9 protein-coding genes are annotated in these 12,733 nt (G+C 69.6%); 2 read left to right on the top strand and 7 right to left on the bottom strand.

The window, feature by feature from the left end; translation table 11 throughout:
• Positions 1-47: 47 nt before the first annotated feature.
• Positions 48-704: a GntR family transcriptional regulator gene (locus tag ACQP2O_RS20555; protein ID WP_433187412.1), complete on the bottom strand. Its 657-nt coding sequence runs from the start codon at positions 702-704 to the stop codon at positions 48-50.
• A 127-nt stretch (positions 705-831) separates the two neighbouring features.
• Complete coding sequence (locus ACQP2O_RS20550; protein ID WP_433187410.1) at positions 832-1,839, bottom strand: helix-turn-helix transcriptional regulator; 1,008 nt, start codon at positions 1,837-1,839, stop codon at positions 832-834.
• A 104-nt stretch (positions 1,840-1,943) separates the two neighbouring features.
• Between ACQP2O_RS20550 and ACQP2O_RS20545 the strand changes: the two genes are divergently transcribed.
• Positions 1,944-2,789 (top strand): SDR family oxidoreductase, encoded by an 846-nt coding sequence (locus ACQP2O_RS20545; RefSeq protein WP_433187407.1) that lies wholly within the window; start codon positions 1,944-1,946, stop codon positions 2,787-2,789.
• Between the two features lie 84 nt (positions 2,790-2,873).
• On the opposite strand, the gene ACQP2O_RS20540 is transcribed toward ACQP2O_RS20545, so the two are convergent.
• The 4 genes from ACQP2O_RS20540 to ACQP2O_RS20525 all read right to left on the bottom strand — a co-directional run bounded on the left by ACQP2O_RS20540 (position 2,874) and on the right by ACQP2O_RS20525 (position 9,511).
• A complete protein-coding gene (locus ACQP2O_RS20540; protein WP_433187404.1) occupies positions 2,874-4,223 on the bottom strand; it encodes a right-handed parallel beta-helix repeat-containing protein in 1,350 nt (449 codons plus the stop codon).
• Between the two features lie 215 nt (positions 4,224-4,438).
• Positions 4,439-7,192 (bottom strand): alkaline phosphatase family protein, encoded by a 2,754-nt coding sequence (locus ACQP2O_RS20535; RefSeq protein ID WP_433187401.1) that lies wholly within the window; start codon positions 7,190-7,192, stop codon positions 4,439-4,441.
• A gap of 4 nt (positions 7,193-7,196) precedes the next feature.
• Positions 7,197-8,552, bottom strand: coding sequence for an ABC transporter permease (locus ACQP2O_RS20530; RefSeq protein ID WP_433187398.1), 1,356 nt, complete (start codon positions 8,550-8,552; stop codon positions 7,197-7,199).
• Positions 8,549-9,511, bottom strand: coding sequence for an ABC transporter ATP-binding protein (locus tag ACQP2O_RS20525; RefSeq protein ID WP_433187395.1), 963 nt, complete (start codon positions 9,509-9,511; stop codon positions 8,549-8,551). The genes ACQP2O_RS20530 and ACQP2O_RS20525 overlap by 4 nt, the downstream gene beginning before the upstream one ends.
• A gap of 413 nt (positions 9,512-9,924) precedes the next feature.
• Between ACQP2O_RS20525 and ACQP2O_RS20520 the strand changes: the two genes are divergently transcribed.
• Positions 9,925-11,046 (top strand): glycoside hydrolase family 53 protein, encoded by a 1,122-nt coding sequence (locus ACQP2O_RS20520; RefSeq protein ID WP_433187392.1) that lies wholly within the window; start codon positions 9,925-9,927, stop codon positions 11,044-11,046.
• 6 nt (positions 11,047-11,052) lie between these two features.
• Here the strand turns inward: ACQP2O_RS20520 and ACQP2O_RS20515 are convergent, their stop codons facing one another.
• The gene (locus ACQP2O_RS20515) at positions 11,053-12,699 is read right to left on the bottom strand and encodes a hypothetical protein (protein ID WP_433187389.1); all 1,647 of its coding nucleotides are present in this window, start codon (positions 12,697-12,699) and stop codon (positions 11,053-11,055) included.
• Positions 12,700-12,733: the final 34 nt, after the last annotated feature.

Genomic DNA, 12,733 nt, shown 5'->3' with positions numbered 1-12,733 from the left:
TCAGGCGCCCCCGGCGGCGGCCGTACGACCGGAGTCGGGGCACCTTCTCAGGCCGTTCCGTCGGCCCTCTTCAGCAGTGCGTCCCGTGCTCCGGTCAGGTGCCGCCGGGCGGCCTCCACCGCGCCGGGCCCGTCCCCGCGACGGATCGCCTCGAGGATCTCGCGATGCTCGCGGGCGATCCGCGTCCGGCCGAGGGCCTGCCGCGTCTGCATCATGCACAGGTGCTCCTCCCCCGCCAGCGCGTTGTAGGAGCGCTCGAGGCGCCAGTTGCCGGTCGCCGCGGCCAGCGCTCGGTGGAACCCCAGGTCCGCCGCCACGAACAAGCTGGTCACCGCGTCATCGGGCAGCCTCTCCAAGGCGTCGATCGCGTTCTCGGCGTCGTCCAGCCGGGCGCCGTTCGCCTGGCTGAGGCGCTCGACCATCGCCAGCTCGAGCGGAATGCGGACGAAGTACAGATCCTCGATGTCCTGCGCGGAGAGGGATGGAACAACGGCCGCGTGGTGCGAGTCCTGTCGAAGCAGGCCCTCGAACACCAGCGTGCGCACCGCCGCCTTCGCCGTCGGCCGCGACACTTCGAAACGCCGCGCCACCTCCACCTCGGCGACCGGCGCCGCCGCAGGCCACTGCCCGTCGAGGATCTGCTCCCGCAGCGCCTCGACCAGCGCGTCGACCACCGTGACCGTCGAGAGACCCGCTCGAGACATGTCGACATGATTACACGTCTGACAATCCGCGGCGAGCTCGTCGGCCGCAACCTGGTGCGCGGTCCGCTGATATGCGTGTCCCCTGCCCGCCCGAGACCCGTCGTCGTGACGGCCTGGTGAGTCGGCTTCAGCTCGGGTCGGCGGCGAAGGCGAAGGCTGCGGCCCGGTCCCGCAGCAAGGCGACGAGCTCGGGGGAGTCGATCACCTCGAAGGGCCATCGCACCCAGAGCAGGCCGCCGGCGAGGACCTCGAGACGTACGTCGGCGATGCGCCAGTGTGTCGCTGCCTGACCGGTGGCGGTTGTCGTCGGGGAGAAGTCCGTGGCGAAGCCCCCCATGTAGGCCTGTACCTGTTCGATCGGGGCGTGGATCAGGATCGTCGCTGTATGTTTCCGGGGCGGTGCGCCGAGTTGGCTGGTGACGAACGCGACCGGGTCGCCTCCGGGGACCTCCCGCGGTTCGAAGCGCACGCCTGTCGCTGATGCCCACGTGATCCGATCGACGCGCAACACCCGCCAGCCACGGTCGAGGTCGCGGCACACGAGGAACCACCGGGTCTGCCGGGGCACTAGGGCCGCAGGCTCGACGTGGCGCGGGGACTCCCGTCCGGTGTCGGCACCCTCGGTGCTCATCACGCGCAGCCGGACCCGCTCCGCATCCCGGCACGCCAGCGCCAGGACTGCCAGCACGTCGGCGTTCATCGGAGCCGGATACGCGCCGGCCACTGCATTCGGCGTGCCGCCGAGGGCGACCGAGGAGCGCAGCGCCCGCACCCGCCGACGCACCGCCGGAGGCATCACCTGCTCCATCTTGGCCAGGGCGGTGAGCGCGACCTCGCCCCCGCCGGCAGCGCCGTTAGCAGCCGACGCGGCGAGGGCGGCGGCCACGGCGAGCGCCTCATCCGGGGTGAACACCAGCGGTGGCAGGTCGCTGCCCGTGGACAGTCGGTAGCCGCCGTCGGGGCCGCGACGTGCCTCGATGTGATAGCCGAGGCCCCGCAGCCGCTCCACGTCCCGCCGGAGTGTGCGGCCGTCGACGCCGAGGCGGTCGGCGAGCTCGCCGCCGCTCCAGGACCGGCGGGTCTGCAGCAGCTCCAGCAGGCGCAGCGCCCGCTCAGTCGTGGTCTGTTCCGACATGCGCGTCAACTCTAGTAGAAATACGGACAGAAAATGCCCTAAACCTTCCTTAAGTTGGAGTTCAAGCCGGACGGACCGGCACCACTTCCCTAAGGAGAGCCATCTTGACCGTCCTTGTTACCGGCGCGACCGGCGCCGTCGGTCGGCACCTCGTCACGACCCTGCTCACCCGCGGCGCCGCCGTACGTGCGCTGACCCGCAAGCCCGATGACGCAGACCTGCCGGCCGGGGTCGAGGTTGTCGCCGGTGACCTGGCCGACGCCACCACGCTCGGGTCGGAGGTGTTCGACGGTGTCGATCGCGCCTTCGTCTTCCCCGCCCAGGGCGTCGACGCGTTCGTCACCGCAGCCACCGCCCACAGCATCCGCCGCTTCACCGTGCTGTCCTCCCTCGCTGCCGCGAAGGAGTTCCAGCGCGACCACGGCTCGGCGAGCCAACTCCACCACACCGCGGTCGAGACCGCCGTGACCGACCGCACCGATGCCTGGACGATCCTGCGGCCCGGCACCTTCGCCAACAACCTGCTCTCCTGGGCCTGGCAGATCCGCTCCGGCACACCGATCCGGGCGCCATACCTCGCATCGGCACAGGCCCCGATCCATGAGTACGACGTCGCCGAGGCCGCCGCCGAGACCCTGCTCTCCGACGACCATCTAGGTGACGCGATCCCACTCACCGGCCCGCAAGCCCTGACCCGCTCCCGGCAGGTGGCGATCATCGGCGAGACCCTAGGACGGGAAATCCCGCTAGTGGAGATCACGCCCGAGGAGTTCCGCACCGAGACCGCACAGTTCATCCCCGAGCCCGTGATGAAGATGCTGCTCGACTACTGGCATGACACCCTCACCGTCCCCGACGTCCCACGTCCCGTTACCGCAGTGACCGGGCGGCCGGGCCGCACTCTGGCAGAGTGGGCCGCCGACCACCGAGCCGACTTCGAGGCCGCCTGACGGGACCGGGCAGACGCGATGGTCGGGCAGGAGCCGCCGAATCCGAATCCGCCCGACCCACCGGCCTCCGAGTCCGGGTTCGTCTCAGCGGGCTTCGAAGGCTCCGAGGTCCGGTGCCTGCCCGCTGTAGGGCAGGCCGACGTTGACGCCCTTGTCGATCAGGGTGCTGTTCGACGCGAGGCGGAGGTTGGGCAGCACGGGCAGGCTGCCGTCGGCTTGGCGGGCCGCGTCCCAGCCGGACGTCGACACGCTCTGGAACTGGGCGTCCGACAGGGTGACGCTCAGGTTCCAGGAGTTGTACGAGGCGCTGGTGCCGGACATGTTCGACGTCAGGGTGCCCGTGTAGGCGAGGTTGTTGCGTAGATTGCCCAGGCCGACGGCGGCACCGCTCGAGTTCACGCCGAGCATGTTGAAGTCCGGGTGATTCCCGTAGCCGGTGTTGTTGAAGTAGTCGTTGGCGAGGGTGTGGTGGTTGGCGTAGAAGCCCGCCGCCCTGTTGGCGAACGCCACCGAGGTACGGACCGTGTGCTTGGCGCCGCCTGCGACATAACCACCGCCGTATCCGCCCGCCTTGAAGCCGTTGCCGTTGCCGGCCGCCGTGCTCGTCTCCGGCACGTACCCGTTCCGCCACGCCCACGAGTTCTCGATGGTCACCGACGAGAAGGCGTTGATGAGGTCGAACCCGTCGTCGGAGTTCCACCACGCGCGACAGCCCCGGAACACGTTCCCGGGATGGCCGGCCGAGATGTGCGCGCCGAACCCGTCGGCGCTCTCGCCGGCCCCGTTGGAGGTGTGCAGGTCGTAGTTGTCGTGCGAGTCGGAGTTGAGGACGAGGTTGCCGCCTCCGTCCTGGATGAACAGGCCGGGTCCCATGTTGTTGTGGGCGTTGATCAGCTCGAAGGTGTTGTCGCTGCCGGAGACCCAGATGCCCCAGGACTCGTGGTTCAGGTCGTTGTTCTGCGGAACGCCCTTGACCTCCAGCCCTTTCAGGTGGATGTAGTTCCCCGTGACGTCGAAGCCCTTGATCCGGCAGTCGTCGGTCATGCGGGAGAAGTCGAAGACCGGCTTCTCTCCCGGATAGGCCAGGTAGTTGATCAGGTTGCCCGAGCTGCCGCTCTTGTTCAGGGTGATCGCGTCGACCTTGTCCGTCTGGCTTTTGCAGCCGGCGTCGGCGTGTGTATAGGCGTAGGTGCCGCCCCGGAGATACACCGTGTCACCCGCCGCGACGACGGACTGCGCGTGCGCGATCGTGGCCCAGGGCGCGGCCTGCGTCCCCGCGGCGCTGTCGCTGCCCGTCGGGGCGACGTAATAGACCTTCCCGGCCGCCGCGCTGCTCGCGGCCGCCGTGATCGCACCGATCGCGCCGCTCAGGGTCAGGATCGCTGAGGCCGCTGCGACCCGGCGAAGGGCTCGCCGCCGCGGTGTCGGATACATCGAGATCTCCCTCGCGAGAAGGTGCGAATGATCAACAACGTCCGAGCGCAGATGTTACCGGTAACAAAACCGCAGTCAATGCCTCGTCGCCGGCTGCCCCGACCATCCCTCGTCACCGCAGGCAGCCTGCGGTGAGGCGATGAAAGTTTCAGTGCCCGGACGTGGCGACGGCCCGCCGGGATCCCCGGCGGGCCGTCGCGTCAGTTGTGCGGAGGTCAGTCGTTGTCCGACGACGGGATGTACGCGCCGGGCACCTGGTCCGGAGCGTAGATCTTGGCGTCACCCGGGTAGGGCTTCGTCCACCCGTGCGCCTCGTACCACGAGAAGCGGTTCATCTGCTCGGGCGGAGCGGAGTCGGCCTTGGCGTTGGGCCCGGTGAACGGTTGCTTCGCCTTCCACGCCTGCCACTTCGCCGCTACCTGCTGCTCGGCCGCCGGCACCTTCGCCGACGGCACGGCCGCGGCGTTCACGTCCTGCGGCGCCGGGGTGTCCGAGCCACAGGTCGGCTGGGTCGACAGACCACCGGTCAGCGAGGTCCGGTTGGGCAGCGCGGTGAACGGCGTGTTGTCGGGCTTGCCATTGAACGCCGTGCTCATCGGAGTGGCGGCGCTGTCCTTCTGGTTCATCGGGTGGATCCCGAGGATCTGCTCGATGGTGCGGATCATCGTGATCTGGGAGTAGTAGCGGCTGTCGACGGTGGCGTGCTTGGCCCAGGGGCTGATGATCTGGATCGGGGCACGGTGGCCGTCGACGTGGTCGACGCCGGCCTGGGAGTCGTCCTCGACCACGAAGATCGCGGAGTCCTTCCAGTACTTGCTGTGGGAGATGGTGTCGATCACCTTGCCGGTCGCGAGGTCATTGTCCGCGACCTGAGCGGGCCCGTTCGGCGGACCACCGGTGTGGTCGTTGGAGAACCAGAACATGTTCAGGTTCGCCGGCCCGTTCTTCTGGAAGTCACGCTTCCAGATCTCGTACTTGTAGATGTCCGGGACGCTGGTGTCGAAGAGCGGGAAGCCGGGCGCCGACACCTTGTTGAGCGACGGGATCGCCGAGCCCGTCTGGATGGGGTAGGCGGTGTTCTGCGAGGGGTTCGCCGCCATGGTCTTGGCGTCGCAGTACAGGTTCTGCCAGGTCGCGCCGGCCGGCTTGCTCTCGAACGACTGGAACTCACCGAAGTCCCGTACGGTCTTGCCCGCCGCCTGTGCACCGGTCCAGATGAAGCCGGTCCGCTGGTGACCGAGAGCGTCGTCCTCGGTGTCGTAGCTGCGCGTGTACTCACCGGCCGAGGACTCGGTGTACTCCGGGTCGTCGGCCTGCATGAGCCAGTTGTGACCCTCGGCGGAGTTCGTGCCGATGTCGTAGGTGTTGTCGTACAGCCCGAACTGCTTGGCCAGCGCGTGCTGGTTCGGCGTCACGTTCTCGCCGTACTGGGCCAGCGTCGGGCTGCCGTTGCCCTGCGGCATGTCGCCGAAGACCTGGTCGTAGGTCCGGTTCTCCTTGACGAGCAGGAAGACGTGCTTGATCGTCGAGGGGTCGCCGAGCTTCACCGGGACGGCCACCGGCTTCGCACCGTTGCCCTTGCTCCGCAGGACCGAGTTGGGGGTCCAGCCGTTCTGCTGGAAGACCTTCCTCGTCATGGACCTGATGACGCCGTCGGACGGCAGCTTGAACCGCTGCAGGCTCGACGTCGTGTCGTGGGTACCGTGCCCGGCGCTGCTGGCGGGCGGCGTGCGGAGGGCGTCGATACCACGGGTGTTGGAGACCAGCACGTCGTTGCCGACGGTGGTGATCTCCGAGGGGAAGTAGTCCGTCGGGAGCAGGCCGACGTAGCTGACCGGCTCCAGCGGCTTCGTGTACCGGAAGACGGCGACCGCGTTGGCGCGGCCGAGCGTCACCAGCAGGTGACCGTCGTCGGTGAGCGTCACCGCGTCGGGCTCGTAACCGACCGACGCCTCCGGCCACGGCTGGGTGGCGATGGTCTGGACGACCTTGTCCTTGGCCGTGTCGATGACCGACACGTTGTTGGTGGCGGTGTTCGTGACGAACAGCGCCCCGTTCTTGGCGTACAGAGCCGTCGGGTGCAGTCCGACGTCGATGCTCCCGGCGGCGTTGGCCGGGTTCGCCAGGTCGATGACGCTGACCGTGCCGGTGGTGGTGGCACCGGTCTCCGGGTTGGCGGGCACCTGGGTGCCGTAGGAGTTGATCGTGGTCTCGCCCGGCTTCGCCGGGCGGCCGCCCTCGTTGCTGACGTAGAGCTTGTTGCCGACCACCGCCAGGTCACGCGGGGCGTTGCCCACGGCCCAGCTCTGCTTGATGGTCCCGGTCGCCGCGTCGATGGCGACCACGCGGTTCTGACCGTTGACGGCGGAGTACACGGTCTTGCCGTCGGACGAGAACACCGCCTGACCCACCAGCGCGCGCTTGGACCCGTCCGCAGCGATCTTGATGGACGTCGGGTTGGCGAGGGTGCCGTCCGCGTTCACGGTGAACTTGGTGTAGCCGTCGGACTGGCCCAGCCACAGCTGCGTACCGTCGGGCGAGTACGTGGGGCCTTCCTGGCCCACGTCGTTGCCGCTGATCTTCAGGTCCGCGGCCTTGTTGTTGCCGACGAGCTGCTGGACCTTCCAGTTCTTCAGGTCCACGACGGCGAGCGCCATCCCGCCGTCGGTGACGTTGGCCGCGAGGTGGGTGCCGTCCGGGCTGACCGTGGACGACATGATCTTGCCGTTGTTGATGACGAGACGCTCGCCGATCGGCTTGATGTACTGGTCGGCGGAGACGACCTGGCCCTTGCGGGTGGTCTCTCCGACGTGGCTGGTGCCGAAGCCTACGGTGGAGGCGTACGATACGCCGCCACTGGTGATGGCGAGAGCTGCGGTGCCGGCCGCCACCAGGCGGAAACGGCTGTTGGTGAGTCGACGGAAGAGCCCGAGGGGAGCCTTCTCGACACGCTGGCGGGTGACCTGCATGAAACTATTCCTTCGGAGTGCTTGCGAGCAGGTCGACGTTGCCGTCGAACTGCCACAGAGGGTTGGGTGCGTCCCCGGTCTGGGTGCGCACCGGAAAGTAGCCGTTCACCTCCTTCGGCCCGTCTCCGTCGGCGACGTACCGCCCGTCTGCGGTGACGTCGAGCTGGTAGATGGCGGTGCCCGCGGCGCTCGCGCCGGGGAGGTGCCAGGTCACGACACACCGCCAGTCGTTGCCCGGTCCGTGGTCGGCGACCATGGAGCCGCCCTTGTCGCAGGAGGCGGTGGCCCGCAGCTGGGCCTCGGTGACGGCGGGCCGATGAAGTTCCTGCGTCTGCAGCCGGTAGAGGTGGGCGTACACCGTGGCGAGCGAGTTCTGCAGCTTGACCCGCTCGATCCCGGAGCCCTTGGCCGGGGTCGCGCCGATGAGCACGACGACGGTGAGGGCGACCAGGCCGGCCAGCGGTAGCACCCCCGCCACGAGGACGCGCCGGCCCGACCCGTCGTACGCGAGGTCGGTGAAGTCGCGGCGCAGGAAGAGGTAGTAGGCCAGCGCGGTGGCGACGGCCGCCCACGCCAGGCTCACCACGAGGCCGACGAGGAGGGGGCCCACCTGCGCCGGGCTGGTGAAGAGCCCGCGCCAGGCGAGGAAGGCGTGGCTCGGCAGGGCCAGCTGTACGGCCACCGGCAGCGGGAGCAACTGCGCGAGCTGCAGCGCGAAGGCGACGAGCGCGGGCATCAGCAGCCCCATCGTGGAGCGGCCCAGGGCCACCGAGCCGAGGAGGCCGATCGCGGCGAACGCCAGCGTCGGCGCCAGCACGCAGGCCCACGAGAGCAGGACCGTGCCGGCCGCGGCCGCCGGGGTGAGGAGATGGCCGTCCAGGCCGACGAGCGGCCGGTTCCCGACCGCGGCCAGGCCCCCGGCGATGCCCGAGGCGGCCAGCCCGGCCACCAGCAGCACGAGCACGGTGAGACTGGCGAGGCTCTTCGCCACGAAGATCCGCTTTGGTGAGCGGACCGCCACGAGGAGGTGGCGCCACGTGCCCAGCCGGTCTTCGGTCGCGAAGACGTCGCCGGCGACCAGCGCCGTCAGCAGCGGGAGCGCCCAGCTGCGGGAGAAGTCCAGCACGACCAGTGCCCCCGCCCAGCCGGTCGCGTGCATCCACCGGCCGAAGACCGTGTCGGCGGGCAGCTGGCTCTGCACGCTCACCGCGGCCACGAAGCCCGCGGGGGCGATCCAGCAGGCGAGCAGCAGCACGCGGATCCGCCACTGGGAGAGCAGCTTGACCAGCTCGAACCGGTAGCCACGCAGCACCGGCGCCGGCCGGGCCTCGACCGGCGGCGGTGCGACGGTCGCCGTCATCGGACATCCTCCTCATCGATCTGCCCGGTCCCGGTCAGGGCCAGGAACGCCGCCTCGAGCGGCGCCACCACGGGCGCCACCTCCCGTACGGCCACGTCGGCCCGCACCAGCCGGGCCACCAGGTCCTCGATGGCCGGCACGGCTCCGCGGACCACGAGGACGTCGGCGTCCAGCCGCTCGACGCCGTCGCGACCGGGCACGACGCGGAGCCCTGGCGTGTCCAGCGCCACCTGGTGGGCGGCCGCCGAGTCGGAGGTGAGCAGCCGGTAGTCGAGCTCCCCGCTCTCGGCGGCGAGCTTGGTCACCGGCCCGGAGAAGACGACCCGCCCGGTGGCGAGGACGGTGACCTCGGAGCACAGCGCGGCGAGGTCGTCCATCCGGTGGCTGGAGAGGACCACCGCGGTCCCGTCCGCGGCGAGCTTCGTGATGACGCGATGCACGTGGTACTTGCCGGCCGGGTCCAGACCGTTGGCCGGCTCGTCGAGCACGAGCAGTCGCGGTGTGGTGAGCAGCGCGGCGGCCAGTCCGAGCCGCTGGCGCATGCCCAGCGAGAATCCCCGGATGCGGTCGTCGGCGACGTCGGTGAGCCCGACCTGCTCCAGCGCGTCGTCGACGTGGGCGGCGCGACCGGCGTCGTACCCGCGCAGGGAGGCCAGGGCCGAGAGGTTCTGCCGCGCGGTGAGCGACGGATAGAGCCCGGGCCCGTCCACGAAGCCCGCGACGCCGTCGGGGACGGCCAGCGTCCGCCCGACCGGCGTGCCCAGGATCTCCAGGCGGCCGCTGTCCGCTACGGCCAGGCCCAACAGCAGACCGAGGAGGGTCGTCTTGCCCGCTCCGTTCGGGCCGACCAGGCCGTGGACCTGTCCGTCCGCCACGTCGAGGTCGACGCCGTCGAGTGCGACCACATCACCGAAGGACTTCCTGATCCCGCGACCCCGGACTGCGGGGCTCCTCTGCATGTCGGTCTCCCTTGGCGTTGATCTCCAGCAGAAGGAACTTAGAGATCGTGGTTTGCGTTGGGAGGGCACCCAGTCGAACGTTTGGCAAATGACAACTAGGTCCGGCGGTGCGCCGCCGAATCATGTCGATTCACGTGTCAACCCGGCGATCACGGCGCCGCCGCCGTTGCCGCCACCGGCGACCGGGCTCAGCGGCTCCGTCTCGGTGACAACGCTGTTAAGGCGACCGTCAACCTTCCGCCTCCGGGGCGCTCGCTCTCCGGAGTCGTCCATGTACCGATGAAAGAAGCATGAAAAATATTCACATGCTTCCTCGATTTGGTTAGCGTGACCGGTTACGGCCCCCCATGGACGAGATTTAACGGCGCCCAGAGGAGCCGCACTCCTCGATGCCTCGGTCAAAGGAGGTCGGGATGCGCGTGTACGGCCTTGGTCGCGTACGGAAAGCCGCACTGGCCGTGGCGGCCCTCACCATTTCGGCGAGCATGTTCACCGAGCCCACAGGCGCCTCTGCCGCCAACTCACTGAGCATGCTCGGCGCCGACGTGTCGAGCGCGCAACGAGCCCTTGATCTCGGTGCCAGGTATTACAACGCGAACGGCAACGCCGCGGATCCGCTCGACATCCTCAAGGGCCTCGGCGTGAACTACATCCGCCTGCGGATCTGGAACAATCCGGCCAGCGGCTACAACAACAAGGCCAAGGTGCTGGCGTACGCGAAGACGGTCAAGGCGAAGGGCCTCAAGCTGTTGATCGACTTCCACTACTCGGACACCTGGGCCGACCCGGGCCAGCAGCACAAGCCCGCGGCCTGGTCCGGCCACGGCATCGGCCAGTTGCAGACCGACGTCTACAACTACACCTACGACGTCTGCACCAGCCTCAAGGCCCAGGGCACCACCCCGGACAGCGTGCAGATCGGCAACGAGATCAACGTCGGAATACTGTGGGACGACGGCAAAGTCATCAATAATGACTTCACCAACCTCAGCCTGCTGCTCAAGTCCGGCTACAACGCGACCAAGGCGTGCAACGCGGGGACCCAGGTGGTCATTCACACCGCGGACGCGGACAGCGACGCGCACGCGCGCTGGTTCTACGACGGTATAGCCGCGAAAGGCGTCGCGTGGGACATCACCGGGCTGTCGTACTACTGCATGTGGCACGGCTCGCTGTCGAACCTGTACAACGTCATCGCCGACATGAAGTCCCGGTACGGCAAGAACGTCGTCGTTGCCGAGACGGCCTACCCGTTCACCTCGGCGAACGCCGACAGCACCGCCAATTCGGTCACCTCCGGATGCTCGGGCTATCCGCTCACCTGGGAAGGTCAGGCCGCCAACTTCACCGATGTGCAGAACACGGCTCGGGGCGCTGGCGCGATCGGCGTCTTCTACTGGGAGCCGACCTGGTACGCGGTGCCCGGCAACGGCTGGGATCCCGCGAATATCGCGGGCAGCGGAGACGGCTGGGACAACATGGCCGTCTTCGACTGGACCGGCCAGGTGAACCCGAACGTCAAATGGACCCCGTAGCCGGCCTCACCACTCGGGGCGCCACGGGCGCGGCCGAGCACATCGAGACGCTCGCCCGGAAGTGCCGTCACACGCCCGGCCGGGGTCTCGACGGCCGATGCTCCCCTGCCCGTCCCCGGGCGCGTCACCCGATGTGTCGGTGTGATGCGGTCTCGGCCTCGTCGTCCACCGGCCCGGCCACTCGTCCGGCGAGCTCGGTTCAACGGATGACTCCGGTTCGGCGGATCGCGTCGCTTCGGCGGTCGGGGTCGGTTCAGCGGTCCAGGCCGGTTCGGCGGGCGAGCTCGGTTCGGCGGGTGACTCCGGTTCGGCGGACGGAGTCGGCTCGGCCGACGGGGACGGTTCCGGTGTAGTCGGTTTGGTGGTCGGCGTCGGTTTGGCGGTCGGGGTCGCCTTCGCGGGCCGGGTCGGCTTGGCGGGTCGCTTCGGCGTCGCCGAGCTCGAGTGGGTTGGAGAGGCGACGCCGCGTCGAGGTGTCGCGGTGGCGGTACGGGTAGGCGTCGGCGACGCGCTCGTGTCCGAGGTGGCCGCCTTGGGCGACGGCGACGTCTGGTCGCCCGACGGTGCGGGCTGGGCCGAACGGCTCGGCCGCACGACCGTTCCGGTGTCGTGCGCGTGGTCGGGGCCGGACAACGCGAAGGCCGCGCCCGTCGCCGCGGCGACCAAGGCCACCAGGGCCACGGCCGGGAGGAGGAAGCGGCTGCCCGTCGATGACCTCTTCTGCTCGACGTGCGTGTCACCGGCCAGTGGCGGCCGCTCGCCGTCACGTACGTTCGAGTCCTCCTCGGCCCACGCCGCTTCGATGGTCTCCCAGCGGGCCGACCCGACGCCGGCCGACACGGCGTCCGCGGAGCCCGCGGACTCTTCGGGCGCCGGCCCGGCGGGCCGGAATTCGCCGGCTACGAACAGATCCGGTCGCGTGTCCGCGGAGCTCGCGTCGACCCGGCGCAACGGCGCGGTGGCCGCCTCGTCCGGGGAGATGCTCGGGATCTGCCGAGTGGCATCATCGGCCCGCGCGTCGGGCGAAGGCGTGGCGTCGGCGGCGGACACCGCCGCGCCGCCGGACACGCGCCGGGCCGTCGCGCACGAGGACAGCACGCGCTCTCGGTGTCCCGCCGGAGGCACATGCCCCAGCGTCACCAGCCGGTGCAGCGCCTCTCCGCTCAGCGGGGAGAGCATGGCCGAGTCCCGGGTCTCCCCGCTGCTCACGACGGCGGCGGCCTGCTCCAGGCTCCGTTGCGCCTCCCACGCGGACGCCTCGGCGGCCTCCCGCGTCACGCCGAGCACCCGGGCGGTCTGCTCCGGATCGAGGGCGTTCGTCAGCGCCAGGACCTCACGGTGCTCGGGGCTCAGGAGGGCCAGCGCGCGTCGTAGTGGGTCGGCCGACGCGGTCGTCGCGACGGCGCGCACGAGGGCGCCGCGCCGTACGCACGCGGCTCGGGCGAGCGAGTGGAGCCATACCGGCAACTCCGCGTCCTCGCCCGGGACGGCGTCCGGATGGCCGGCGACCGCGACGAAGGCTTCGCGCAGCGCGTCGCCCGCCTCGACGCCGACCATGACGTAGCAATAGGCGTAGAGCGGTTCGGCGTACTCGTCGTAGAGCGCGCCGAACGCCTGGGGCGTTCCCGCCCGTAGGGCCTCGGTCAGGGACACCGATACCTCCGTCCCACCACGTCACCCCCAAAAT

The sequence above is a fragment of the Actinoallomurus sp. CA-150999 genome, from assembly GCF_050942425.1.
GTDB lineage: Bacteria > Actinomycetota > Actinomycetes > Streptosporangiales > Streptosporangiaceae > Actinoallomurus.
Note: the sequence above shows the minus strand (reverse complement) of the source record. Positions and strands in the feature narration are given on the sequence as shown.

Excerpts from the sequence above, each read along its gene's own strand:
- ACQP2O_RS20555 (WP_433187412.1), bottom strand. The coding sequence starts at position 704 with ATGTCTCGAGCGGGTCTCTCGACGGTCACGGTGGTCGACGCGCTGGTC.
- ACQP2O_RS20550 (WP_433187410.1), bottom strand. The coding sequence starts at position 1,839 with ATGTCGGAACAGACCACGACTGAGCGGGCGCTGCGCCTGCTGGAGCTG.
- ACQP2O_RS20540 (WP_433187404.1), bottom strand. The coding sequence starts at position 4,223 with ATGTATCCGACACCGCGGCGGCGAGCCCTTCGCCGGGTCGCAGCGGCC.
- ACQP2O_RS20535 (WP_433187401.1), bottom strand. The coding sequence starts at position 7,192 with ATGCAGGTCACCCGCCAGCGTGTCGAGAAGGCTCCCCTCGGGCTCTTC.
- ACQP2O_RS20530 (WP_433187398.1), bottom strand. The coding sequence starts at position 8,552 with ATGACGGCGACCGTCGCACCGCCGCCGGTCGAGGCCCGGCCGGCGCCG.
- ACQP2O_RS20525 (WP_433187395.1), bottom strand. The coding sequence starts at position 9,511 with ATGCAGAGGAGCCCCGCAGTCCGGGGTCGCGGGATCAGGAAGTCCTTC.
- ACQP2O_RS20520 (WP_433187392.1), top strand. The coding sequence starts at position 9,925 with ATGCGCGTGTACGGCCTTGGTCGCGTACGGAAAGCCGCACTGGCCGTG.